Genomic DNA, 24,722 nt, shown 5'->3' with positions numbered 1-24,722 from the left:
CTTATCCCTGTTTCAGATCGTTAAGGATGGCATCTGCAGTACGCAATGACAGCGCAGCCATTGTTAACGTTGAGTTGACCGTCCCAGACGCAGCCATTGCGGCACCTGTTGCAAGGAACAGATTAGCGTGGTCATGGGTGCGCAACCATTGGTCGACAACTGAATCACGTGGGTCTTTCCCCATGATCGTACCGCCCGTAATATGGTTATTCGGCGTGAAGTAGGGAGTCATCTCGATCTCGGTTCCGCCCATTGCCTTGGCAATATCCATGAGACGTTGCCGCGAAATAACAGCCGATTTACGAACATATTCCCCCACATCATACGTCACTTCAGGATGAGGGATGCCGAGAGCATCTTTATGATCCTTGGAAAGCACAAGACGGTTATTAGGATCTGGAAGGACTTCATGGTTGGCATAAATATCCACGCCATGAGCTGTGCGCCGTCGGATTTCTTCGTCCAGTTTCCGACCAACCAACCCCATGGACAGCGCCTTCATTCCGGCACGAGAATTCTGAGCCGTATTATTATATCCGATCTGTGTGGCAGCATAATCCGAACGAAAATCGCCATCACGAAAGTTAGTAATAGAACTCATCTGGACTGAACCCCCACCAGCCCAGATAGGTTCTGCTGACTGAAAACTCATGCCAATACCTGGATGGTCCATCATGTTTCGACCAACAAGATCGGAAGAGTTGGCAATACCGTTAGGATTTCGGTCGTTGGCAGCAAGAAGCAGCAATTTTGGAGTTTCAATCCCATTTGCAGCAATCACGAACGTTTTTGCGACAACGCGGTGAGATTGCTTGTCAGGATCATAGAATCGGATGGCTGTAATCCTGTTTTTTGCATCCGTTTCCATCGCATAGACGACAGCATTGGGGATAATTTTTGTCCCCAGCTTCTCTGCTTTTATTGCTGCATATACGCCGTTGTACATCGCACCAATCGGGCAAATTGGCATGCAGTTGTTATTCCCACAGCATTGCGGCCGACCATCGTAAGGCCGACTATTACGCGCCTGTGGGACGGGAGTATTCGACAAGCCAAGTTTGCTGACAATCTTCGTGAAAGTGCGATCTCCGTATCCGTAAGGCATGGAAGTCATCGGCCATGGATTTTTACGAGGAGCAGAAGGCGTAATCTCTTCCCCATTTGGTCCCATCACACCCATTTCGCACTCAGCTTCGTAATAATAGGGTTCAAGCTCGTCATAGCTCATGGCGTAATCACGTCCGACGCCATAAGTGGAATGCAACTTGAAATCGTTCGGAAGATACCGCCAGCTTGAAGCAGCCCAGTGCCAGGTCGTACCGCCGACACCCTTGATAATTCCCTGCTTATAAGCTGTCCGATCAGGACCTTTGACAATCAGGTAATTGTTATCCGGAAAATAATTGGTATGCGGTGCCCACGGTACGCTTGGATAAGGCGTTGCATAATCATACTGAGACTTGTTGTCAGGCGGCATATTCCGCCAGTTCTCTAGGATCTGTGCGCGATCACGACGAGGACCTGCATCCAGCAGAAGAACAGAAAGCCCGTTCCGAACAAGCTTGTGAGCGAGTAAAGATCCGCAAATGCCGGCCCCAACGATGACAACATCAGTCGAAAGCGTTTCACTAGACATGGCTTTATCCTTGAATTCTATTAAGTGGAACGCTTTTGGCGACGGCTGATCAACCACCAGAGGCCACCTATCACCAAAACAACTCCCAAGACGCCACCAGCCCCGAGAAGGAACATCACCCCTGGATTGGCAAGTTTGGCGATCGGAACCTGTTTTCCACCTGCGCGCACCTGCTTGACGGCATCGACAGAGACTGTGGCCTGCGCGTTACCAAAATGGCTCAGTACGTAATCGGCCACTGCCGCTATTTGTTCATCTGTTAGAGGTTGCACCAAAGAGTCCGGTCCAAAGGCCGGCATTAGAATTTCGTGATCACCCGTTGTGCGATCCACGCCGTAAAGAATACTGGCGATCAGATCGTTCGGATTGAACTGCCCAGTGGTCGTATTGCCGATAAGGGAGGGGTAATAGCCGTCTGAAGATCCTTTGCCATCAGACTGGTGGCAACTGGAACATACAGCTTCGTAAAGAACCGCCCCATCTGCCGTGTTTGAAAGTGTACTGTTACTACGACGGGTATTGGCGTCACTGACGTTATAACTGGACGGTCGGCCGGTATGTGCAAAATTAGCGATCGTCTGACCCGCTTCTGTTTTTGCTGGGACTGAGCGCAGATACGTAATCATGGCAGAAATATCAGAGTCTGGCAGATATTGCAGACTATGTTCGATTGCCTCTGCCATTGGCCCCGCCGCACGGGCGTGTAGGGTTTTTCCAGTCTTCAGATACTGAAAAAGATCCCGATCCGACCAACCACCAATGCCACTTTGAGGATCATTCGTAATATTTGGCGCACGCCATGATCCTATGTCCGCTCCAGCAAGATAAGCGGACTGATTGGGAGCAAGCAGGAAGTTACGAGGAGTATGGCACTCACCACAATGCGCGAGCTCATCGACCAGATAACGACCACGATTCCAATCATCATTATGGGTGTGATCGAAGACATAAGGTTTGCCTTCAATTCTTGCCGCAATTTTCCAGATACCAAGTGATGCACGGACCGAAAAAGGAAAAGGGAGTTGCGTTCTTGGCGAAGGCGCATCCACGGGTTTTACTTCAGTCATGATGTACACGTAGAGCGATTTGACGTCTTCATCTGTCAGTCGATTATAAGCATCATAAGGCATAGCTGGATAAAGCTGAGCACCATCTGCACGAATGCCGTGCCGGAGCGCCTGAGAAAATTGCTCCAGCGTATAGTTCCCAATACCATAGGTCTTCGACGGAGTAATATTGGTCGAATAAATATTTCCCATTGGCGAAGATATTGCATAACCGCCGGCAAGAAACTGACCATTCCTCCCATTGGTATGACAGGCCGCACAATCGGCAGCAATTGCCAGATAATGGCCGCGACTGATTGAGGGACGATGAGCAGAAGCGGGTGTCGGATCTGTCGGTTGCGCCAGCACGGACGTACCCGCAAGAAGCGAAACGATTGCCATGGCAGTGCCGGACAGAGGACGAAAATATCGCATAATCACTGGGATAATTTCCTTAGAATGCCGGCATGACATCGACGGATACGGGTTCCGAAACCCAGTAATTCGGTCCGTTATGAGCATATGTCGGAATAACCACGACATCGCGGGACGGTTGATACATCAGAGCAGTTTCGAAGGCATAAACTTTTGCGTTTGTTCCGCCCTCAATAACACCGGAATACCAGCCGCGAATAATCCGAAGAAGCGTAGGGCGTAGAGGATCTCCTTCAAGGCCCGCATCTAATGCCTCAACATCCTGATAACCGCTTTTAATAATGCGTTCGCGAAGCGCTGTTACCTGAATTGAGAAATCCCGTATCTGTGCCTCAAATGCCAGAAAGAGTGCTGAGCCAATACCAAGATCCAGATTTTTATGTCCGGTAGCAAAAACTGAAAGCTGCATGAAGTCTGAAATGCCATCACGATTGGATGCCACGATGCTCTGAGCAGATCCTTTTTTTACCCTCCCGACAACAGCAACCGTCACGCAGACACTGGAGAGAGCCAAGAGTCGCCTGCGAGAAAGAGAGATTGCAGCGGGACTCGGATCAAATATTTTTTCCAATGGCGCTCTCCTAGAAGACATAGTTCGATATGCGTTTCTTCCTCTTCTAGAATTTTCGATAATAATAGAAATGACTATTTTTTGTTCACAATAACACAATATTGATTTTATTTTTTATTACTGGTAACGTTTTTGAGATAAATATCACTGCAAAAAATATTCCAATAAATATTTTATAAAATTCTAATAATTAAATAAAAACTATTTTTGTATTTCTATTTAATTATTGATAAACTCTGTTTTTAATTTTCTGAATAATTTTCATCATCAATGATTATAAAACTCCATCGCAACTCATAAAACATTTTATATTGTCCTATGATAACATTCCATTATTATAATAAATTAAGAATTCCGGTATTTTTATCATTCTTATTCCCTCAAAACAGCACAATCTCAAATTTCTCAATAATGACATAAGCAGTTTTCGAACCCCTGAGCCTACCTATTGGCTTAATTTGCCAGTGACCTACCGTGTCGGACAGATTCCTTCTTTCTGGAGTCCACTAACTACGTTCATTCAATTCAAGGCTTTGATATTCGGGACAGGAAGCACCCGCTTATTTTTAATTTGTATAAATATTATCGACAGTATCCATCGATCTTTAAATAGGATCTTTTTTCAGGCTCTATAATGAGGGCAACGACGAGCAACTTATACTGACTGACAGCCTCGTTGCCGCACACGTAAAGCCCCAGACCACCATGATCGATACGACCTATCCCAAAACACCACACACGCCTTCGGGCTAACGGCTAAAAAAGAGAATTCTGGTTGCCTGATCGAACGCACGAAAAATGGCATCAATACAAAACTGCCTGCCATGACCAAGATGCTTACTTGTTCCGAGATACGTTAGAGAAGAAAGGGATCAGATTCCCCTCCTCAACAACAGAGATCCCGCAAGGGCCCCATCTAAATACGACAACCAGAAATACAACTGCCATAACCGGATCGAGATTATGTTCGGGATGCTCAAAGGCTGACGGCAGGCTTTGTACGCAATACCCTACAATAGATGCCCAACTGTCTTCTTCTCAGGCATCTGTTGTGCTGCAATTATCTCTTATGGCTAGGAGACCTAATCTTAGTGGGAGGATTTTCTGGTGACGTAAGGTTTAATCAACCGAAACCAGAAACTGCCCCGTCAAAGAGAAGGGAGAGCCGTTGTCTGTTGATGCATTCTGCTATCGGCAGAAAGCGGCATAATGCCCGGAATAACTTCTACTTCCGTTCTGTCCATAACACGTCCCGTCAGAACCATATGGCTGCTGGCATTGTAAACATGCACGGTATCGCCTTTTCCTCCTGCTTCCAGAACGGTTCCAGATACCGTCAGATGAAGGCTCTGGCCGGAGAAGGTCGCCACAACCGGCGATCCGCGATGCACCAATTGAGGATGTGCGAGTTCCGAGACACTGAGAACCTGACCGGCTGCAAGCACGCCACGCGCCTCCAGACCAACCGCGTCCTCAGGGTTCTGTAACGCATCATCCGGAATCAAACCGACGCGAACAAACGTCATGGTGACATCGTCCGACAGGATGGGCTGCCCCAGATGCATGGCATGGCGCAGCGTCACCGCACGCACTTCCATTGTCGCCGTTCCGCTGACATTGAAAGCCGTTCCCTGCCCGCCTTTGGTAGAAGGTACCTCAAGCCGTGCCGTAAAATGTTCGCTGCCATGAGGTGGTCGATCAATATGCAAGATAGCGGGTGCCCCCTGATCCGAAACCGGAACCGGTACAGGTTTGAAACCGGTCAATGCTACTTCCACCCGCGCCTCGGACGGCAGTTCCAGCCCTTCACGGACGATAGGAAGGACATCATCCGCTGTAATCATGCGAGCCGTATGCGTCACGGTCGCGGACACCAAAGGTGAGGCATCAGGCCAGTCCACGCCAAACTGAGCGGCAATAGCCGTCAACTGCGGGCCACCTACTACATAACTCGCCCCCAGAGCCGGGGCATCGCCGATATCGGTGTCCTGTCCCTTACCCAGATCGGCAAACAGATCGGACAGACGTACACGCGGGTGGTCGACATTAACATTCGTGCGCAATGTCGCGCCCAATGCGAAAGAAAAATCACCACACCCAGCCAGCAGCAGAATGCTACCCGTCAGTAGGGCACGGTTCATATTTTAAGCACCACCTAAATTGGTAACAGTCTTCAACATGTCATCAGACGCGGTAATGACCTTGCTGTTCATCTCATAGGCGCGTTGTGCCGTAATAAGATCGGTGATTTCGGTTACGACATTGACGTTCGAGTTCTCGACATAACCCTGCATGATGCTGCCGTAGCCAACAGCTTCAGGGTTACCCATCATGGCATCGCCTGAGGCCGTCGTCTGCGTAAACAGGTTCTGCCCCATCGCAGCCAAACCGTTTTCGTTTGTGAAAATGCCCAACTGAAGCTGCCCGACGAGCGTCGTATTATTCTGCCCGGCGACCTGCACACTGACCTGACCGGACTGATCAATCGAAATGCTCTGTGCATTGTTGGGGATCGTGATCGTCGGGCTGATGAGATAGCCGTCTGCGGTCACAAGAGAACCATTATTGTCCATCGAGAACGTACCGTCGCGGGTATAGGCAAGCTGCCCCGAGGGAAGCTGGACCTGAAAATAACCGCGCCCCTGAACCGCCATATCCAGGGAGTTGCTGGTCTGCTCAAGGCTGCCCTGATCGTTGATGCGATAAATCGCCGCCGTTTTCACACCAAGGCCGACCTGTGCGCCAGCCGGAATGGTCGTCCCGGTATCGGACGAGCTTGCGCCCACACGACGAAGGTTCTGGTAGATCAGATCCTGAAACTCGGCACGGGAGCGTTTATATCCCGTGGTACTCATATTCGCGATGTTGTTGGAAATGGTTTCCACATTGGTCTGCTGGGCCTGCATGCCCGTTCCGGCGATGTCGAGTGCGCGCATGGAAAATTATCCTTGTCCCGTCAGGGGAAATAATCAGGCCGAGACCTGAACGATCTTGTCGATGGCGTTTTTCTGACGCGTGGCTTCGGCATCCACGAACTGCGCCATGAACTGGAAATTCCGCTGGATTTCCATCATCTTAGTCACTTCGGTCATCATCTGAACGTTGCTGCCTTCCACCATGCCCTGCACGATATTGGGCCGCTCCACAGCGGTTGTAGGCTGATCCGTCCGCAGGAGCCTGCTGCCTTCTGCCTGAAGCTTGTTGTCGTCCTGCGCCGTCACGATGCCGATCTGGCCCTGTTCGCCGGTTTCGGTCGAGATCACACCATCGGCGGAAATGGTGATTCGATGGTCGGTCTGGGGGAGTACGATCGGCTGACCGTCACGGTCCAGCAGGGCATTCCCGCTTGCATCGACGACAGCCCCATCCTGCTGTTCCTCAAAGCGTCCTGCCCGTGTCAGGCGCACACCATTGGCGGTGCGGACCTGAAAATACCCCTCGCCTCCAAGCGCCAGATCCAGAGGATTGCCGGTGGACTGCATGTCGCCCTGCTGAAAGTCCCGGTATGTCGCACGGTCCTGCGTATAGGATTCCGTATCCGCACCCTCGGCCTGTTTAGAGCCATGCTGATGGGACAGGAAGTCACTGAAGAGGACATTTTCGCGTTTGTAGCCCACGGTCGATGCGTTCGACATATTGTCCGCAACCACAGACATGGCGCGCTGCTGGGCGTCCATACGCGAAAGCGCGATATAGGTACTGTTCTCCATGGGCGTTACAGGCTCCGGTCAATCCCGATTTCGGAGCACAGCGTAACGGTACAAAGCTTTCCCAATCGTTAAACGAACGCCCTTAACCCGACTCGCCATGACGATATGGTGAAAGAGTCAGCAGTTCCGCCGCCTCCGCCTGCAGGGCGGTTCGTTCCTCATCCACAAAGGCGGCGACCGCCTGTCGCAGACCGGGATCGAGAATGGCATGGACGGAATGGGTGAAGCTCGGAAGATAACCGCGCTGGATCTTATGCTCACCCTGTGCCCCGGCTTCGACGCGGGAGAGGCCGTGTTCGATGGCGAAAGCAATCGCACGATAATAACACAGCTCGAAATGCAGGAAGGGCCAGTCTCCCTCGCAGCCCCAGTTCCGCCCGACCAGCGCATCCGCCCCCATGAGATTCAGGGCCCCGGCGACAGCTTTTCCGTCATGATGGGCCATCATCAGAACCACGCGGTCTCCGAGGCGCTCGGACAGCATGGGAAAGAAACGCTCCGTCAGATAGGCGCTGCCCCATTTGCGGTCGATCGTGGACTGATAGAAGCGGTAGAATGCTTTCCAGTCTTCCGGCGTGATGTCACTTCCGCGGAGCGTGCTGAAGGTCAGACCACAGGACTGGGCGGCATTGCGTTCCTTACGGATAGACTTACGTTTGCGGGAAGACAGCGCGGCCAGAAAGTCATCGAACGTCGTGTAGCCGTTATTCTGCCAATGATATTGAAGGCCTGTGCGCGGCAGATATCCGGCATCGGTAAAGGCATTCAGCGAAGCCACGTCGCAGAAATTGGCATGTAAAGACGACAGGCCAAGCTGCGCCGTCGCCTGAATGAGCGCGGCGGCGAGCGCCTGCGCCACAGCTTGCGGATCAGGCAGATCCGGATGCAACAGGAGTCTGGGTCCGGGAACCGGTGAAAACGGAACAGCGCAGACGAATTTTGGATAGTAGCGCCCGCCCGCGGCTTCATAGGCGCGGGCCCAGCTCTGGTCGAAGACGTACTCGCCCCAGGAATGGGATTTTCCATAAAGCGGGGCGAGGGCCGCGATGGAGCCGTCCGGCGCGCGCAAGGCGGCATGACGAACCAGCCAGCCAGAGCGGTCCGCGACGGAACCGCTGTCTTCAAGGGCGGACAGAAAACCGAAAGAGACAAACGGATTGTCCGCTCCCGCACAGGCGTCCCAGGCTTCGGCCCCGATCTCGTGGATCGAGGCATGAAGGCTCAGGCTCCAGTCGGGGGACGGCATGGTCTCCGTTTCTCCCATTCGGTTTCTCCCGTATCAGGCGATTTCGAACAATGCCTCGACCTCGACCGGGGCATTCACGGGCAGGCTCGGCACGCCGATGGTGGAGCGCGCATGGCGTCCGGCGTCACCGAACACCTCGACAGCCAGATCGGACGCTCCGTTCATGACGGTAGCGTGGTCGGTGAATTCGGGCGTGCAGGCAATGAAACCACCCAGACGCACAACGCGCGTGATGCGGGAAAGATCGCCGTCCAGTGCGGCCTTGGCCTGCGCCAGAACATTGATGAGGCAGGCGCGAGCACAGGCCACACCGGCATGGGCCGAAACTTCGTCACCCAGCTTGCCGGTGATGAGCAGCTTGCCATCCACCAGCGGGAGCTGGCCGGAAACGACGAGCAGGTTTCCCGTCCGTACGGTCGTGACGTAGTTCGCAACCGGAGCGGCTGCGACCGGCAGCGTGATGTCGAGGGCGGCGAGGCGGGATTCGGGGGTCGCGGTCATGGGAAAATCTCCGGTTAGGGCGCCCGGAACGGGCATCTGATAGGACTATATGTTGAAGCGGGAACGGCCCGATGCCAAGGGGGAAAGGCCGGAGCCGGGTCAGGTTGGCAGACTGTCATCACCCGCAAGGCTTCTGCGGCTGCGTTCGAGTTCCTCCGCATAGCGGCGCAGGGCGTGCTGTTCGGTCAAGGTTCCGATCACCTGCCGGGATTGTGGATCTTCGACGACGACAAGTGCATCGGCCTCGGCTTTTTCGAACAGTTCGATCGCCTCGCGGACATTCATGAGCGGTGTGAGCATGGCGTTACGGAACAGGGCCAGCGTTCTGATCGGTGTCTGATCGGAAGGCGCGGCATGCAGTTCCGCCAGATGGGCGATGCCGTCATAATGACCGGCTTCATCAAGCAATACGACCCGCTGGGCCGAACCGAGGGGAAACAGCGTCTGCGCCCGGCTCACGGACGTCTCCGCCGGGAGGGTCCGGACCTGCCCGCGCATCATGCGACGCACATTCAGAGAGCGCATCCAACCGATATCGACGGCGGAGCGGATGGATTCGCCGCGCAGATGGAAGCGCCATGTCGCGAAGCTATAGCCGAACAGGCGCCGCACCGTGAGGAGGGAGAGCACTGCGGCCACCAGCGTGGCACCGCTCATGGACACGCTGCCGGTCAGTTCCAGCATCAGGCATACCATTGTCATGGGACTGCCGATGACGGCCACGGCCATGGCGCTCATACCAATCAGGGCGCAGGCCGTAACGGAATCCGGCGCAACGCCCAAGGGGGCTAGAAGCGCGCCGTAAATCGTCCCGGCCAGCGACCCGAGATACAGCGACGCGAAAAACAGCCCTCCGCGGAACCCGGACCCGATACACAGGCACGATGCCAACGCTTTCAGGAGCAAAAGCACAACGGCCATTCGCGCGGTAACATTCCCCGCAAAGACAGTCCGCATCGCTTCATGTCCTGCAGACAGAACGGAGGGGTGCAGCGTCGCCAGCCCTCCCACAATCAGTCCGCCCACCGCCGGACGTAGCCAGACCGGGCCGGGCATGCGCCGGAACAGCCCCTCCGTCTGGGTGACGCAGAACATCAGCCCGATAGCCGTCAGCGCCGTCAGAACACTGATGAGGACCGCCCCGGCCGTTCCTTCCCACGACAGGTCTCCGGGAGACGGAATGACGATGCCCGGCGGCACACTACCCAGAAAGCGCGTCACACCCACACCCGCCAGCGCGGCCACGGCCACGGGGGACAGACTGCCCAGAGAATAGGACCCGATCACCAGTTCGAACGCATAGAACGCACCGGCCACCGGCGCATCGAACGCCGCCCCGATCGCCGCACCGGCCCCAGCCCCCACCAGAACACGCAGATCTTCCCGGCGCACCCGGAAGGAGCGCCCGATCCGCGAGCCAAACGCTGCCGCAATCTGGGTAAACCCGGCTTCAAGCCCGATGGAGCCACCCACGCCATTGGACAGAACAGTCTGGCAGACAATAACCAGACTGTCCCGCACCGACATGCGCCCGCCATGCAGCGCATTCGCTTCGATGGGATCCACCGGACTGCGCGGCATGATTTTTGCGATCAGCACCCCAAACAGGCCGATTACCAGGCCGCCGCTACTCAGGACTACGACTGTCCGGAGAGGTGGCAGGGCGCTCAGCCCGGACAGATGACCGCCAGCCCCGCCCGAAACACCAAAAAGCAGCCTGTGCATCCAGAAGGTGAGATGGGTCATAACGACCACGCACAGCCCCGACAGAACGCCGACAAATCCCGCCAATACGCTCAGCCAGATTTCATTACTACGAACCAGTGTTCGCAGATTCAAAGGAGCATGAGGAAACAGACGCGCCTGAAAGCGGTTCATCCGCTGTCGCAACAGGCGGACACTCCCCTGAAAACGGTTTTCGGAACCCTCAGGAGAAGCAGGCGAAGGGGCGGGACTGGTAGACAAGCGGGCTCCCGGGCGGCAGGTGTGATCCTGTTTGACGGCAAGCGCGCTGCCGATCAACAGCTGTCATGGAAGGATCACCGATGAAACTGCATGCCATCGAACGCGGCGAAGGCCCGGAGACGGTCGTTTTCCTGCACGGACTGTTCGGCCGGGCCCGGAATCTCGGCTTCCTCCAGCGCGGCGCGTCCGCGACCTTCCGGACACTGGCGCTGGATCTGCGCAACCATGGCCACAGCCCGCATGGTCCCGCCAGCTATGCCCTCATGGCACAGGACGTTCTGGAAACGCTGGACGATCTGGGAATCGAACGTTTTGCAGTCGTCGGACATTCCATGGGCGGCAAGGTTGGCATGATGCTCGCACTCGCCGCCCCGGAACGCGTCACGAAACTGCTCGTTGCGGACATCGCCCCGGCGCGAACGGGACATGGGCAGCGCGAGATGATCTCGAAGCTCGAAACCCTCACATTCCCCTCATCACTGGAGCGCCGGGAAGGTCTGGCCCTTCTGGAGCCCATCACAGGCAGCCGTCCCGTCGCCGAACTGCTGCTGCAAAACATCCGGCTGGGCGATTCTCCGGGCTGGAACATCGGTTTCGACGCGCTCTCCCGCGACATTCATGACATCGAAAGCTGGCCCGACCTTCAGATTGCCCCCTACGAAGGGCCGGTCCTTTTTCTGCGTGGCGGAGCCTCGCCCTATGTCCTGCCCGAACATCACGATCACATCCTGGCGCTCTTCCCACATGCGGTGATTCAGTCTTTGCCCGATGCCGGACACTGGCTTCACGTAGAACAGCCGCGGGCGTTTCTTAAGGAAATGATGGCGTTTCTTCAGGTTCCGGCCTGAAGAAAGACGTTACGACATCAAACAGGACTCAGGGATGGCTGTTTTATGCTGGAAAAATTATTACGATAAAGCAACATTCACAGACTATAATATATTAATATTTTGCAAATTTAATAAAACTCAATTAAAATTAAAGTAAAAAACTTACTTTTCTGGTAAATTACCGCCTACAACATCCCTGCCAGAACGGCGCATGTAATAAACTTCTTCAGGATTACGCGGATGTACGCTCTACTGTTCTCCGAGCCTTTGGTAAATCGTGCCGAAATGCGTGTCTTTACACGCGAGAAAATCTATTCTTCCGCCCTGGCCCGGGGCGCAGCTCATGGCGATAAAGAGACTATTAAGGCCATGATGATCGGCTGGTGGCCTTTTATTCAGGCTTTTGAGCGCGCTATTGACGTACGCGTCGGCCACCTTCCCATCAAACCGCTCGTCCAGCGTTTCGGGCAGGCCCGTATCAAAACCTTCTTTTCAGAAGCCCGTGAGGCCGTACGGGAAATGAAGGAAGAAGAAGGCTCACACGCCATTCTCTGGGCTGACGGCGCAAAAGAATTCGGCCTCGACCTGTATGGAACCCATTACGATACGCTTCCCACGGTCCAGAAGCTGATCGCCAATGCCGACAGCGAAGATCCCGTCGTCTTCTTCTCATGGCTTGCTGCTGTCGAATACATCGCCGAAGAGCTGGCCGCCTATCTCTGTCATGCTCCGAAATTCACGGACATGTTCGCGAAGAAGCATTGGACTTGGGGTCTGGCGCATGATGAACATGAGCATGACGGCCCGTCCCATCTGGAAATCGATGAAGATCTGGCCCGCGGATATTATCCATCCAACGACCCCGACATCACCCGCGCAGCCCTGACGGCCAATATGCGCGAATGTATTGAGATGTTTGAAAAAGCCAGTCACGAGATTTACGCCACAACACCAGAAATGGCGCATTAACGAAACCTTAACCTTTTAACGGCTATCTCCGTGCCCGGGCTGCCATACCTGGGGCGCGGAGATATTGTCTGCAACAGATTCGTTCTCTGCAAAGAAAAACTTCATAAATTTCTGTCATCGTGGCACCCTCCTCCGCTATTGGGAAGGTCCATGATGTCTTTGCCTGTCTCACCGGCTCCCGTTGTCGCCTTCCCGCAATGCGCGACATAATGACAGCTGTCCTGACCCTGCTGAAACACATGCAGTTTGCCCGGCTTTTTCCCTTCCGGGCAGAAATCCCAGCAGGAGCAGAGGAAGACATCCGCCTTTCGCGCTGCCGGGTCCTGCGCGGTCTGAACTTCTTCCATTTCATTCCTCAGGTTAGCGGCGGCCCAATCGCCTGCCTCTGCCTGATGAGAAATTATCCGACTTACGGCGTGATGCTGTGCGGCGCAGTTCTGCTGCTGCTCGTGCTCTACAACATTTGCTTTTACATGATCCCAACCGAAAAACTGGTTGGCAGCAGACAAGCCTGGATTCTCAAGGGCATTAATTTCGCCTTTGCCCTTTGCTGGGCCACCCTCCCCCCCGTCGTGTTCCCATACGGCGACGCCAATGACCGGGTTTTGGTCGCAGGCCTTATGGTTGGCCTGACCGCGACAACCATCTCGCTCCTGCCCCTGACGGGGATTGGAGAAGTCATTGCGTCCATATTGATCCTGTCTTGTTGCAGCGCTCTTTTCGAAGCATGGCTAATCGATCACGGGATTTTCTATTTTTACGTTGCCATGGAAATGGCAATCTATCTGTTCTTCGTCCTGTCCCTGACGATGGCAGTCCGGACTCTGTTCACGGCTTTTCTGGTCAGCCGGTACTCCCTCGAACAGCGTAACAGCATCGTCCAGCTCCTGCTCCGCAATGCTGATGATGATACCGGAGACTGGCTGTGGGAGACCTGCGCATCCGGAAGTCTGCGCAATGTATCAGCCAGCCTGGCTTCCGCTTTCGGCAATAGCCGCGAGTGGCTTGAAACCCGCGTTTTCTTTGACATCCTCTCGGATCTGGCAGGTCCGGCCGCTTTTGACGCCGATGAGCGAACGGGCCTTGGACGCCTGCGACAATGCCTCGACAACCGGATTTTCTTCCGGGACATCGTGGTTTCCGGCACTTTGCAGGGCCAGCAGCGCTTCTGGTCGCTCAGTGGTCGCCCGGTCTTTCAGGACCGTACCTTCGTCGGCTATCGCGGCGTCGGGACGGACGTGACCCAGACGCACTGGGCGCAGGAAAGTGCGTCCTTCAGGGCACGACACGATCTGCTGACCGGTCTGCCCAACCGCGGCGCCTTCCTCGACGACATGGAAACCTATCTCATCGAGGCCGCGCGCACAGGAGAAGCGTTCGCACTGCTCAACCTCGATCTGGATGGCTTCAAACAGATCAACGACCGACACGGCCATTCCGCCGGTGACGAGATGCTCCGGAAAGTCACGGTCGTCCTGAGCCGCACCCTGAGCGAACGCCACAGGCTCTACCGTTTTGGTGGCGATGAGTTCATGCTGCTCGAACGTCAGACGACTCCGGCTCAGGCTTCCGCCACAGCCTCAGGCCTCATCAATGCGCTGACAAACGTACCAATCCGGGTTGGCGAAGGCGTGCGCTGCGCGGTCGGTCTCAGTGCGGGAATCGTGCTGTCCATTGGCGGATCAGAGCGCGTAGGAAGCCTTCTGGAAGCCAGTGACCTGGCGCTTTACGAGGCCAAGAGCCTCGGAGGCCATACGCATCGCTTCTATAATCCGGAGCTACGGACGGTTGCCAAGCGGAACCGGGATCTGATCCGTGCGCTCCCTGAAGCGCTGGAGAAAGGCGATCTGGGGATTGTCTATCAGCCTTTCTTCAACACCCAGAGCCAGAAACTCTGCGGGTTTGAAGCACTGATCCGCTGGTCCCATCCCGAATATGGCCGCGTCCCCCCCGAACGGATCATCCAGCTTGCCGAAGAAGCCGGGCTGATCCAGAAGCTCGGCATCTATGTCATGGAGCGGGCCTGCCTCTTTGCCCGTGAGTGGGAAGACGGGCTGGTCCTGTCGATCAATGTCTCGGTCGGACAGCTTGAAGCTCCGACCTTCCTTAAAGACACCTTCCGGGTTCTGGAAAAAACCGGATTCCCGGCCCGCTGTCTCCAGATCGAGATGACCGAAAACATCTTCATGGAACCGGACGCCGCGACTTTCACACTCCTGAGTCGCCTTCAGAGTTCTGGAATCTCCATTGCGCTCGACGATTTCGGCAAGGGCTTCTCGTCTCTCGGATATCTGCGTTTCTTCCCGTTCTCGAAGATCAAGCTGGACGGTCTGTTCGTCAGGGACATGCTACGCGAATCCCGGGCAGCCTCCATCGTGCGCGCCGTGGTCGATCTGTCGATCGATCTGGGCGTGGCCGTGACCGCGGAGGGCGTGGAAAGTCAGGAACAGCTCTCCTATCTCAAGCGTCTGGGCTGCACGGAGGTTCAGGGCTATCTGCTGTCACGTCCCCTTTCCCCTGAAGATACCCGTCAGTTCATGGCAACAATGCCGGTTGTGATGGAAGCGTCCTGATCAGCCTCAGGCTGTCAGGGGGTTGGGAGCAGTTTTCTTCCCTTCTTCTGCCATACGCCAGCAGTACCAAGCCAAGGTCGAGCGATAGGGGGAGAAGCGGGCCGTCTCCTCTTTCAATACTTTGGGTTTGGGGGGCAGTTTCAATCCCCGCAGGCGCCGCCAGCCTTCCCGAACACCAAAATCATCGACGGGCATCACGTCCGGGCGATTCAGCGTCAACATCAGCAGCATCTCGACGGTCCAACGTCCGATCCCGCGCAGCGTTACAAGGCGCATGATCAGCTCTTCATCCGTCATGCTCCGGGCATCGGCGCGGCTGGGAACGGTTCCGTCCAGACAGGCCTGTGCCACGCCCCGCATGGCCAGCAGCTTGTTTCCCGAAAGACCGCAGGCACGCAGGCTCTCCTCGGACAGTTCCAGAAGCTTTCCAGGCGCTGGCGGCGAGCTGTCCACCGTGCCCTGTTCCCCCAGAGCGCAGAGGCGCCCAAAAATCTTCCGTGCCGCCGCTCCATGAAGCTGTTGTCCCGCGATGGCGCGCAGAAGGGCATCATAAGGCTCCTGCCCGTCGTCCCCCCGCAGAGTACAGGGGCCGATACGCGCCATGGCCGCCGCAAGATCGGGATCAGACCCAAGAAGTGTGGCATAATCAGCCATCAGACATGCGCCTTTCCGGAAGTTAAGGTTCGAATGACTCTTTGTGTCTTTCGTGGGTCTCGCATTACTGCCATGATATGCCAAGACAGACGCCCCCCCCCCAGCCCCGGATAACCAGCCTGCCGGATGACAACCCCGACCGCCCTGGTGCAAAAGGTCTGGCGATGATGCGACGCCACCCTCTTCTCGCCGACTGGCTGTTTTCTGCCAGATCCTTTCCCGACAGGCTGAGCCGCATATGAACGGATCATCCACCGCCACGTCGGGAAAGCCGCAGAAACGCGAACCCCAGCTCTTCGCCTCCTCGGCGCGGACTGCTCCCGCGCGCGCGCAGCATGCGCCGACTGGCAGACGCGAGCGCCTGCGGGATTACGTCCCACCAGTACTTCCGGTCCGTCCCGCGCTAACACCGATGATGCGGCCGCAGACCATTGTTGAAAACGGACCGACAGTTCCGTTCATTTTTTCAGCCGGGCTCCACGCAGCCCTTCTGACCTTCCTGCTGATGCAGAATCAGGGCATGCATGGCTCGCCTGCAGGGCAGGAGCAGCCGCAGGTGGAAATGGTTTTCGATACACCGCCATCGAAAAGCAGCATGCGCGGCCCGCGTGAACATGAGCAGGGAGGCGAGCCGCCTCCCCCCTCAGCCCAAAGTCCGCAGGAGACACAGGAAAACCAGCAGCAGCCGGAGAAGGCGCAGTCCGCCCCGACACCCGCCGTCCCAACACCCGAAACACCTTCCGCACCCGAAGTGCCCGAGGAACCCTCCGCCGAACTACCCAAAACAGCGCCCACGCCTGCTCCCATCACACCGGGAGCAGCACCAAGCCACCGCAGTCAGCAAACATCGCAACGTGCCCATCACGCGCAGCGTTCCGTCCATTCTGAACGAAACAACCCCTTCGCGCACCCGATGGATCTGTCATTTGGCGAACAGCCATCTCCCTATCGTCGCCGTCACGGCCGCGCGGCAGGGTCCGGCGGCCCGATCGATATGTCTCTGGGACCACTCAGCATGAACGGCGCCATCAACGCGCCGTATCAGACCCGCACGAGCGTCAAGGGCGTCAGCGAGGATTACGGCGGGGAAATCGACCGCTGGATCCGGGCGCATATGTATTATCCGGAAGAAGCCGCCCGTGCGGGCGAGGACGGTCCATCCTCGGTACATGTCGTGCTGGACCGTTCGGGCCATGTAAAATCCGTCCGTCTCATGAGCCAGTCCGGCTCCTATTCGCTGGATGCGGCAACGACCGGCATGTTCCAGGGCGCGCATCTGCCGCCAGTCCCGCCGGACATGAAAGGCGACCATTTCGATATCGACGTGACGATCAACTACATCCTGATCCGCCGATAAAAGCGCCGATCGAGGCGAAGGGGCGCGGCTTCGACATCGGAGCCGCAATCCCATACAGTCCACCGGGTCACCGTCCTGTTACCGGAGCCCCGATGCGCCGTTTCCGTTCTCCTCTGCTGTCTCTGTGCCTTCCGCTGGCCCTCCCCTTGGCTTTGGGAGGCTGCTTCAGCCTTTCCCGGCCCTTCGCCGACCCGGGCCAACAGGCAAGATACCTCACGGCAGCCAATCTTCCTCCCGCACGCCTCGCCGTCCCGACCCCACCAAACGCCCTTCTGTCCGACGATGCCGCCGCGCTCTGGGCCCATGATGTGGCGCAGGCCATGGTCAACCAGTCCGTCCCCGCCATCGCACAGCCTCGCAAAAAAGGAGACTGGTGGGTGAAACTGAGTGCGACAACTCACGGCAATACGGTCGTCCCCCACTACGTCATCATGACTCCGGAAGGAAAAGTCCGCGCAGAAACGGACGGTCCTGCCGTAGATATGGCGGGATGGAGTTCAGGAGACAGGTTGACGCTACAGAACACCGCCATACAGGAAGCCCCCCAGCTTGCGACCCTGCTGACGGGTATTCAGGCAAACATGATGCAACAGGACCCGCACAGCCTCATGAACCGCGCGGCAAAAATCTGTTTCAAAGGCGTCACCGGCGCACCCGGAGACGGAAATGTATCTCTCGCCCGTGCTTTCTATTCGTCCTTTCCCGACAAAACCAACACGGTCACAACAACGGAAAAGGGCGCGGACTTCATCGTACGCGGGACGGTCGATCTCAAGACGGGCACTCCCGGCAACACCGGTCATCCGGTCGATCATATCGAAATCGTCTGGCATGTCCTGACGCCGGATGGGAAAGAAGCGGGCGCCGCCACCCAGTTGCACGACATCGCCCCTCATTCACTGGATGGCGCATGGGGTGACACGGCGGATATGGCTGCCGAAGAAGCCGCTCAGGGGGTCCGGACCATCGTCACCAACTATTCAGGCCGCGAAAACGCCCCGCTGCCGGAGACAAAGGACAGTCCGAAAAAAGCGGCCTGATGCAGGAGATAGAATTTCCACCTTGAAATGTAACTCTAAGTATCTTTGTGTAACATATTTTGTTACATGACTCCGGCCCTTTCATCCGGAGTGTCCGATGCGTCTTTCTTGCCGTTTGCTGCTGTCCAGCCTGAGTTTCTGTGCAGGCTTTGCCCCTCTCGCCGCTTTTGCAGACCCGGCTCCGGTCATCGCCGTAAACCGCGAGATCGGCCTTTCAATGACAGGCACGTTCCGCAACACCGTCAGCGGCAACAGCTCCCACATGACGCAAACTGGCGGTTCCGGCCGCTATGCTTTCACTGAAGACTCCGCAAGCTCTTCCCGCTACCGCACCGTTGGCTGGACTCCCGGCTTTCAGGCAGACGCTTCGGTCATGTTTAACGCCTTCGGGATCGAGAACCTTTACGGCGCGCTCCATTTCTCACTCGAAGACGGCCAGAGAAACTACAAATCCCACTACCGCAGCTATTCCAGCAATTCTGCACCATACGGGTTCTCCGCAGGCGGAAACGACAGCTCCAACGGTACCGACAACCGCGGAGAAATCGGCAAGGGCTTTCTTCTGCTCTCCGATACCTTGCTGCTGACGCCTTTCATTCAGGGCGGGTATGTCACGAGCGGCAGTGACGGAGATTTCGGCTACGGCTCTGGCCGTTACTTCGCGGGCGCTGGCCTGAAGGCGGATTACGCTCTCACATCCCGCCTCGTCCTGCGTGGACGCTTCGGATGGGCGGAAGTTCTCAATTCCGGCATTTCCTACAACAACCAGCCACGTCCCCTGTGGGAAGGCGGCCTTGGCATGGATTACCGTATGACCCGGCGCCTCCATCTGACGGCCGGAGGAGACTACTCCTATATTTCCTACGGCCATGACCGGCAGGTGGAAGCCAGCACGGAATTTGGAACAGCCTATTCCTATTCGGGCGTTTCAAGTGCCCTGAGCAACGGTCTGAAGCTGCATGCAGGTCTGGCCTGGCAGTTCTGACCCCACCTGAAAAGACCTTATCCGGTCGGCACGGCATGCAGTGACCGGCCAACTGGTGCACGGAAAGAATGAAACAGGACGGATGACAGGGGGGCGCTGCGCTGTTAGAAGGCCAGCAACTTCCCTGTCGGACACCGGACGAGGCCGTTTTTCATGAAGATCGTAGCCTGCAACAGTAACCTGCCGCTGGCCCGTGCGGTCGCCCATGAACTCCGGATGCCTCTGTGCAAGACCGTGGTGAAACGCTTTGCCGATGGCGAAGTCTTCGTTGAGATTCAGGAAAACGTGCGCGGTGAGGATGTCTTCGTCGTGCAGAGCACCTGCATGCCGACGAACGACCATCTCATGGAACTGCTGGTCATGCTGGATGCGCTGCGCCGTGGATCGGCCAAGCGTGTCACGGCTGTGATGCCATATTTCGGCTATGCCCGGCAGGACCGTAAATCCGGCCCCCGCACACCCATCAGCGCCAAGCTCGTGGCGAACCTTCTAACAGAAGCCGGTGCAAACCGTATTCTGACGATGGACCTGCACGCCATGCAGATCCAGGGCTTCTTCGACATCCCGACCGACAACCTTTACGCCGCGCCGCTGTTCGTGCGCGACCTCAAGACACGCCTGCCGGACCGGGAACTCATCATCGTCTCGCCGGATGTTGGCGGCGTGGTCCGTGCGCGCCAGCTCGCACAACGCCTGAACGTGGACCTCGCCATCATCGACAAGCGCCGCGAACGCGCCGGCGTGTCGGAAGTCATGAACGTCATCGGTGACGTCGCCGGCCGCTACTGCGTGCTGGTGGACGACATCGTCGATAGTGGCGGATCGCTGTGCAATGCCGCCAACGCGCTCATGGCCCGTGGCGCAGAAGGCGTTGAAGCTTACGTCACTCACGGCGTTCTGACTGGCAATGCCTGCCAGCGCGTGAAAGACAGTCCGTTGAACATGCTGACGCTGACGGATAGCATTCCGGCAACCGAGGCCCTCCTCGAGACCCCGAATATCCGTCAGATCACGACAGCCAACCTCCTCGCCCGGGCTATGAGCGCCGTGGCCGATGAAAGCTCGGTTTCCTCACTGTTCGACTGAGCATCCACCGGCCCGCCCTCACGCCACTCTCTTCGTGAACGGACTTGTCCATGACCCAGATTATCCCAAAACCGTACTGGTATCTCCGTCATGGTGAAACCGACTGGAACGTCCAAGGACTGGCGCAGGGAAGAACAGACATTCCCCTCAATGAGACAGGCATCGCACAGGCCGTACGGGCCGGACAGGCCCTGGCCGTGCTTTTCCAGAACAACCAACGCCCCTTTGACCATATCATCTCATCGCCTCTCAGCCGTGCCACCGCCACCGCCATTCACGTTCGTGACGAGATCGACAGACTTGCTGGAATCACCTTACCGCTAAGGATCGAAGAAGATCTTTCAGAAGTCTGCTTTGGCATTCACGAAGGAGAAGCAATGAGTGACTGGTATCGTGATTGGATTGAAGCCGGCACCTCCCTTGAAAACGGCGAAAGCTTCAAAACCCTCACACAACGAGCCGTAGCAGCTGTAAACCAGGGTCTGGCATCTGAGGGAACCCCGCTATTTGTCGCACACGGTGCCCTGTTCCGTGGATTGCGGGCTGGTATGAATTTGAATGTAAACGAACGCTTGGCAAACGCCGTACCCATCAAAGTTCAACCCAACCATAAAGACTGGGTCCTGCATACCGTAGAGTATTAAAATTTTGAATCAATTAATAAATACACTTAATATGGAAAAATGGTTAACAGTAAATACATAGTATAATTTAATTATATCTTATAAATATACTATGGTTTACGTTATTTTCTTGTAAAATTATTTAATTCCCCTTGTGGAATTTTATTTTTCCGAGCGTGAAAGCTCCATCGCGGGTATTTTGACAGGCATTGAAATTTTCGATTGGCCCATAAAAAATATCAGGTATATATAAATAGAAAAATATAGACACAAATATGAACTTCTGAAGTATTCCTATCTTGGAGTAGAAAATGAATAAAAATTCATGTGACGTCGGTATCGCAATCACAACCTACTTAAGAAAAGATATGGTCTGTAATCTGGTAGACCGAATACAAGCTCTCACTCGTAGTGATTATAAAATTGTCGTCTGTGATGATGGATCCTCAGACGGAACCGTGGAAGAACTACGCAAAAAAGGTATCACTGTTTTAGGGGGAAAGAATAAGGGCATAGCCTGGAATAAAAACCGAGGCTTGTTCTATTTTTCAAACATTTGCCGAGCAAAAACAGTTATTCTTTTGGATGATGACGTCTGGCCTGAAGTCGCCGGATGGGAGCAGGAGTGGGTTTTAGCGGCCTCTCGCATCGGACATGTCAACTATATCCCGCCAAGCTACGAGCGTTACTCCCCCACTCGTCCAATGACAGCCATGAATCTTGGAGTTGGTGCTGTAGTCGGCGGCATGGCTATGGCACAGACAATTGAAGCCCTCGCCTGTGTCGGTTATATGGACACACGTTTCGGGCGTTATGGACACGAGCATAGCGATTTCTCCATTCGCTTCCTCCGGGCTGGTTTTGGCGGTGTGCGTTGTCCTGTTCAGGATGGAATACATAATCGCTTTTATCTTCTTGATAGCGGGATCAGACTTCTGGATGCAGTCAGCTCAGCTTCCCATGAAGATCTGGAAAATAACGGAAAACTTCTGAACGAACTCCAGAAAGAACCAATATACAGAGCCCCTTGGTACAATGAAGAAGAGATGCGCGAGTTTTTAGCTGAGTTCGGACCAGGTTTTTCAGAAATGAATGATCCCCCGTTCAAGGGGAAAACATTTGATCTCAATAGTTATTACCAAAAACATGAAGATGTTTATTTAAGCGGATATGATGCTTTTTCGCATTACATTGAAAATGGAATCAGAGAAAATAGAGAGTTATAATAAAAACGTCGGGTGGTAAAATTCTGTATCTACCACCCGACGTTTTTATTAAGAATTTTCCTGTTTTTTATTTTTGAAAATATATCAATTTTCGAAGATGACTGCTTGAACCTGAAGGTTCGTAAACTCCCCCAATTCGGGAAAATTCTCCAACTCTAAGAAAAATCAATCCACACAGTCCTAGATCAGATATTCCGGGATTGACGGCAGAATAACTCATCTTGCCTCTCCGCTCCATCACGGTTACGCGTGATAGGATCTCGATTGCTAACCGGAAATACCGATGTCCTTTCTGCGCCCTCTGCTTGCACTGACTGTGTTCACAGCGCTGACCTCTCCTGCTCTCGCGCAGACCCAACCCATGCCATTGCCCATGCCCACTGCCATCCCCGAACCGCAGGACCGGGCTTTTCCAGGCACACTGACGGTCTCAGTCGATGCGACAGATACGCTTCACCACGTTATGTCGATTCACGAAACAGTTCCGGTACCGAAAGAAGCACAACAAAAGGGAGAGATGATCCTTCTGTATCCGATGTGGATTCCAGGCGATCATTCTCCTACGGGCGTGATCGAGCAACTTGCAAGCCTGCATGTGCAAAGCAACGGTCGCACACTGGACTGGAAACGCGATACGGTTAACGTCGCAGCGTTCCACATTCCCGTTTCCGCTACCACACCAACACTGGACCTTCACTTCCAGCTTCTGACGCCTATTGCCCCGGGTCAGGGGCGCGTGGTCATGACGCCATCCATCGTCAATGTGCAGTGGGATCAGGTTTCGCTCTACCCGGCCGGATATTTCACACGCGGTATTACAGTTCAGCCCTCTTTGCGCATTCCGCATGGCTGGCAGCTTGGCTCGGCCCTTCGTGCCGGAGTTTATGGTGACGAAACGCATTTTAACGCCACAACCTTCAACACCCTCGTCGACTCTCCGGTCTTTGCCGGACGCTATTTCCGAAAGTTCGACCTGACCGGCCCCGATCACGTTCCGGTTTCTCTGGACGTCGTGGCCGATGAGCCGGACTCGCTTGATGCAACGCCAACACAAATCGCGGCCCATCAAAACCTTATTCGGCAGGCCACGACGCTGTTCGCCTCACATCACTACGATCATTACGATTTTCTTCTCGCCCTGACGGACGAGCTGGGGGGCATTGGCCTCGAACATCATCAGTCCAGCGAGAACAGCGCCGCTCCCGGCTATTTCACGGAATGGGACAAGACATTCCCCGAGCGTGACCTGTTGGCTCATGAATACACCCATTCCTGGAACGGAAAGTACCGCCGTCCGGCCGATCTGTGGGCACCGAATTTCAACACGCCACAGCGCGGGTCCATGCTGTGGGTCTATGAAGGTCAGACCCAGTACTGGGGCAATGTCCTTGCCGCGCGCTCCGGGCTCGTGACGAAGGATCAGGGTTTCGAGGCGCTGGCCTATATGGCAGCGTCCTATGACAACCAGACGGGCCGTCAGTGGCGCCCACTGGAAGACACAACGAACGATCCGGTGATTGCGCAGCGGGCACCGCTGTCATGGCGCGACTGGCAGCGTTCGGAGGACTATTACGTTGAAGGGCAGCTCGTCTGGCTGGATGCAGATGCTCTGATCCGCAAACTCTCCAACGACCACAAGTCGCTGGATGACTTCGCAAAGGCTTTCTTCGGTACCAACAGCGGCAGCTTCGTCGTCAGCCCCTATCAGTTCGACGATGTGGTCGCCACACTCAACAGCGTGCAGCCTTATGACTGGGCCAAATTCCTGCACGATCGTCTGGACACGATCCAGCCGCACGCGCCGCTCAACGGCCTGACCAATGGTGGTTACAAGCTGGTCTATACGTCCAAGCCGACCTCCTTCATCAAGGCCAGCGAAGCCGCACGCCACACCACGGACCTGTCCTTCTCGCTCGGCCTGACGGTTAATGCGACCGGACGTGTAGGGCGTGAGCATTGGATGAGCCCGGCCTTCAAGGCAGGTCTGGTTCCAGGCGTGACGATCGTGGCCGTCAATGACATGAGCTTCACGCCGCAGCGTCTGCTCCATGCCGTCACGGACGCGCAGAAGGACCCGAAGCAGGACATCCGTCTGATCGTGAAGTCCGGCGACCATGTCACCACGGTCTCCATCCCCTATCACGACGGTCTGCGTTACCCGCATCTGGAGCGTATCGCAGGCACACCGGATCGTCTGAGCGCGATTTACGCAGCGCGTCAGTAAACCCGACATCTCCGGGGCGCGGCCCCGGAACCCCGCAAAGGGACT

General features: G+C 55.6%; 20 protein-coding genes. 10 read left to right on the top strand and 10 right to left on the bottom strand.

The annotated features are described in order from the left end of the window. Window position 1: 1 nt before the first annotated feature. From HKD21_RS09780 to HKD21_RS09740, 9 genes are all read right to left on the bottom strand, one after another. Window positions 2-1,636 carry a GMC family oxidoreductase gene (locus HKD21_RS09780; RefSeq protein WP_194255509.1) on the bottom strand — a complete coding sequence of 545 codons (1,635 nt, stop codon included), beginning with the start codon at window positions 1,634-1,636 and terminating at the stop codon, window positions 2-4. A 20-nt stretch (window positions 1,637-1,656) separates the two neighbouring features. Next, window positions 1,657-3,084 (bottom strand): cytochrome c, encoded by a 1,428-nt coding sequence (locus HKD21_RS09775; protein WP_194255508.1) that lies wholly within the window; start codon window positions 3,082-3,084, stop codon window positions 1,657-1,659. Window positions 3,085-3,136: 52 nt separating this feature from the next. After that, window positions 3,137-3,688, bottom strand: coding sequence for a sorbitol dehydrogenase family protein (locus HKD21_RS09770; protein WP_194255507.1), 552 nt, complete (start codon window positions 3,686-3,688; stop codon window positions 3,137-3,139). A 1,148-nt stretch (window positions 3,689-4,836) separates the two neighbouring features. Continuing rightward, window positions 4,837-5,829, bottom strand: coding sequence for a flagellar basal body P-ring formation chaperone FlgA (gene flgA / locus HKD21_RS09765; RefSeq protein ID WP_194255506.1), 993 nt, complete (start codon window positions 5,827-5,829; stop codon window positions 4,837-4,839). A 3-nt stretch (window positions 5,830-5,832) separates the two neighbouring features. Then, complete coding sequence (gene flgG, locus HKD21_RS09760; protein ID WP_099285993.1) at window positions 5,833-6,624, bottom strand: flagellar basal-body rod protein FlgG; 792 nt, start codon at window positions 6,622-6,624, stop codon at window positions 5,833-5,835. A gap of 33 nt (window positions 6,625-6,657) precedes the next feature. Continuing rightward, window positions 6,658-7,398: a flagellar basal-body rod protein FlgF gene (gene flgF, locus HKD21_RS09755; RefSeq protein WP_194255505.1), complete on the bottom strand. Its 741-nt coding sequence runs from the start codon at window positions 7,396-7,398 to the stop codon at window positions 6,658-6,660. A gap of 82 nt (window positions 7,399-7,480) precedes the next feature. Beyond that, window positions 7,481-8,662, bottom strand: a complete 1,182-nt coding sequence (locus HKD21_RS09750) for a GNAT family N-acetyltransferase (RefSeq protein WP_194255504.1) — start codon at window positions 8,660-8,662, stop codon at window positions 7,481-7,483. Window positions 8,663-8,677: 15 nt separating this feature from the next. Beyond that, window positions 8,678-9,145 carry a RidA family protein gene (locus tag HKD21_RS09745; RefSeq protein WP_194255503.1) on the bottom strand — a complete coding sequence of 156 codons (468 nt, stop codon included), beginning with the start codon at window positions 9,143-9,145 and terminating at the stop codon, window positions 8,678-8,680. 99 nt (window positions 9,146-9,244) lie between these two features. Then, on the bottom strand, window positions 9,245-11,023 hold the full coding sequence (locus tag HKD21_RS09740) for a chloride channel protein (protein ID WP_194255525.1): 1,779 nt from the start codon (window positions 11,021-11,023) through the stop codon (window positions 9,245-9,247). Window positions 11,024-11,190: 167 nt separating this feature from the next. Here HKD21_RS09740 and HKD21_RS09735 point away from each other — a divergent pair, with 167 nt between their 5' ends. From HKD21_RS09735 to HKD21_RS09725, 3 genes are all read left to right on the top strand, one after another. Next, window positions 11,191-11,958, top strand: a complete 768-nt coding sequence (locus HKD21_RS09735) for an alpha/beta fold hydrolase (RefSeq protein ID WP_194255502.1) — start codon at window positions 11,191-11,193, stop codon at window positions 11,956-11,958. A gap of 222 nt (window positions 11,959-12,180) precedes the next feature. Beyond that, window positions 12,181-12,909, top strand: coding sequence for a hypothetical protein (locus HKD21_RS09730; protein WP_194255501.1), 729 nt, complete (start codon window positions 12,181-12,183; stop codon window positions 12,907-12,909). 209 nt (window positions 12,910-13,118) lie between these two features. Beyond that, window positions 13,119-15,482, top strand: coding sequence for a putative bifunctional diguanylate cyclase/phosphodiesterase (locus HKD21_RS09725; protein WP_194255500.1), 2,364 nt, complete (start codon window positions 13,119-13,121; stop codon window positions 15,480-15,482). 6 nt (window positions 15,483-15,488) lie between these two features. Here the strand turns inward: HKD21_RS09725 and HKD21_RS09720 are convergent, their stop codons facing one another. Beyond that, window positions 15,489-16,136, bottom strand: a complete 648-nt coding sequence (locus HKD21_RS09720; protein ID WP_194255499.1) for a DNA-3-methyladenine glycosylase family protein — start codon at window positions 16,134-16,136, stop codon at window positions 15,489-15,491. 238 nt (window positions 16,137-16,374) lie between these two features. Between HKD21_RS09720 and HKD21_RS09715 the strand changes: the two genes are divergently transcribed. The 7 genes from HKD21_RS09715 to HKD21_RS09685 all read left to right on the top strand — a co-directional run bounded on the left by HKD21_RS09715 (window position 16,375) and on the right by HKD21_RS09685 (window position 24,677). Beyond that, window positions 16,375-17,493 (top strand): energy transducer TonB, encoded by a 1,119-nt coding sequence (locus HKD21_RS09715; RefSeq protein ID WP_194255498.1) that lies wholly within the window; start codon window positions 16,375-16,377, stop codon window positions 17,491-17,493. 92 nt (window positions 17,494-17,585) lie between these two features. After that, window positions 17,586-18,533, top strand: a complete 948-nt coding sequence (locus HKD21_RS09710; protein ID WP_194255497.1) for a hypothetical protein — start codon at window positions 17,586-17,588, stop codon at window positions 18,531-18,533. Window positions 18,534-18,630: 97 nt separating this feature from the next. Next, the gene (locus HKD21_RS09705) at window positions 18,631-19,518 is read left to right on the top strand and encodes a porin family protein (protein WP_194255496.1); all 888 of its coding nucleotides are present in this window, start codon (window positions 18,631-18,633) and stop codon (window positions 19,516-19,518) included. A 153-nt stretch (window positions 19,519-19,671) separates the two neighbouring features. Then, a complete protein-coding gene (locus tag HKD21_RS09700) occupies window positions 19,672-20,604 on the top strand; it encodes a ribose-phosphate pyrophosphokinase (RefSeq protein WP_062027866.1) in 933 nt (310 codons plus the stop codon). 50 nt (window positions 20,605-20,654) lie between these two features. Further along, window positions 20,655-21,248 (top strand): histidine phosphatase family protein, encoded by a 594-nt coding sequence (locus HKD21_RS09695; RefSeq protein ID WP_194255495.1) that lies wholly within the window; start codon window positions 20,655-20,657, stop codon window positions 21,246-21,248. Between the two features lie 290 nt (window positions 21,249-21,538). Then, entirely contained in the window at window positions 21,539-22,453 is a 915-nt protein-coding gene (locus HKD21_RS09690; RefSeq protein ID WP_194255494.1) for a glycosyltransferase family 2 protein, read from the top strand. A gap of 283 nt (window positions 22,454-22,736) precedes the next feature. Beyond that, entirely contained in the window at window positions 22,737-24,677 is a 1,941-nt protein-coding gene (locus tag HKD21_RS09685; RefSeq protein ID WP_194255493.1) for a M61 family metallopeptidase, read from the top strand. The last annotated feature ends 45 nt before the right edge of the window (window positions 24,678-24,722 follow it).

Origin of the sequence: Gluconobacter cerevisiae (assembly GCF_015244675.1) — a bacterium.
Taxonomy (GTDB): Bacteria; Pseudomonadota; Alphaproteobacteria; order Acetobacterales; family Acetobacteraceae; genus Gluconobacter; species Gluconobacter cerevisiae.
The sequence above is the reverse complement of the archived record's forward strand: the minus strand, read 5'-3'. Positions and strand labels throughout refer to the sequence as shown.

What these genes read in the sequence shown, in the direction of transcription:
- HKD21_RS09685 (WP_194255493.1), top strand. Translation starts at nt 22,737, where the DNA reads ATGTCCTTTCTGCGCCCTCTGCTTGCACTGACTGTGTTCACAGCGCTG.
- HKD21_RS09730 (WP_194255501.1), top strand. Translation starts at nt 12,181, where the DNA reads ATGTACGCTCTACTGTTCTCCGAGCCTTTGGTAAATCGTGCCGAAATG.
- HKD21_RS09720 (WP_194255499.1), bottom strand. Translation starts at nt 16,136, where the DNA reads ATGGCTGATTATGCCACACTTCTTGGGTCTGATCCCGATCTTGCGGCG.
- HKD21_RS09725 (WP_194255500.1), top strand. Translation starts at nt 13,119, where the DNA reads ATGACAGCTGTCCTGACCCTGCTGAAACACATGCAGTTTGCCCGGCTT.
- HKD21_RS09690 (WP_194255494.1), top strand. Translation starts at nt 21,539, where the DNA reads ATGAATAAAAATTCATGTGACGTCGGTATCGCAATCACAACCTACTTA.
- flgA (WP_194255506.1), bottom strand. Translation starts at nt 5,829, where the DNA reads ATGAACCGTGCCCTACTGACGGGTAGCATTCTGCTGCTGGCTGGGTGT.
- HKD21_RS09740 (WP_194255525.1), bottom strand. Translation starts at nt 11,023, where the DNA reads ATGAACCGCTTTCAGGCGCGTCTGTTTCCTCATGCTCCTTTGAATCTG.
- flgG (WP_099285993.1), bottom strand. Translation starts at nt 6,624, where the DNA reads ATGCGCGCACTCGACATCGCCGGAACGGGCATGCAGGCCCAGCAGACC.
- HKD21_RS09695 (WP_194255495.1), top strand. Translation starts at nt 20,655, where the DNA reads ATGACCCAGATTATCCCAAAACCGTACTGGTATCTCCGTCATGGTGAA.
- HKD21_RS09775 (WP_194255508.1), bottom strand. Translation starts at nt 3,084, where the DNA reads ATGGCAATCGTTTCGCTTCTTGCGGGTACGTCCGTGCTGGCGCAACCG.
- HKD21_RS09735 (WP_194255502.1), top strand. Translation starts at nt 11,191, where the DNA reads ATGAAACTGCATGCCATCGAACGCGGCGAAGGCCCGGAGACGGTCGTT.
- HKD21_RS09780 (WP_194255509.1), bottom strand. Translation starts at nt 1,636, where the DNA reads ATGTCTAGTGAAACGCTTTCGACTGATGTTGTCATCGTTGGGGCCGGC.
- HKD21_RS09745 (WP_194255503.1), bottom strand. Translation starts at nt 9,145, where the DNA reads ATGACCGCGACCCCCGAATCCCGCCTCGCCGCCCTCGACATCACGCTG.
- HKD21_RS09705 (WP_194255496.1), top strand. Translation starts at nt 18,631, where the DNA reads ATGCGTCTTTCTTGCCGTTTGCTGCTGTCCAGCCTGAGTTTCTGTGCA.
- HKD21_RS09710 (WP_194255497.1), top strand. Translation starts at nt 17,586, where the DNA reads ATGCGCCGTTTCCGTTCTCCTCTGCTGTCTCTGTGCCTTCCGCTGGCC.
- HKD21_RS09750 (WP_194255504.1), bottom strand. Translation starts at nt 8,662, where the DNA reads ATGGGAGAAACGGAGACCATGCCGTCCCCCGACTGGAGCCTGAGCCTT.
- HKD21_RS09700 (WP_062027866.1), top strand. Translation starts at nt 19,672, where the DNA reads ATGAAGATCGTAGCCTGCAACAGTAACCTGCCGCTGGCCCGTGCGGTC.
- HKD21_RS09715 (WP_194255498.1), top strand. Translation starts at nt 16,375, where the DNA reads ATGAACGGATCATCCACCGCCACGTCGGGAAAGCCGCAGAAACGCGAA.
- flgF (WP_194255505.1), bottom strand. Translation starts at nt 7,398, where the DNA reads ATGGAGAACAGTACCTATATCGCGCTTTCGCGTATGGACGCCCAGCAG.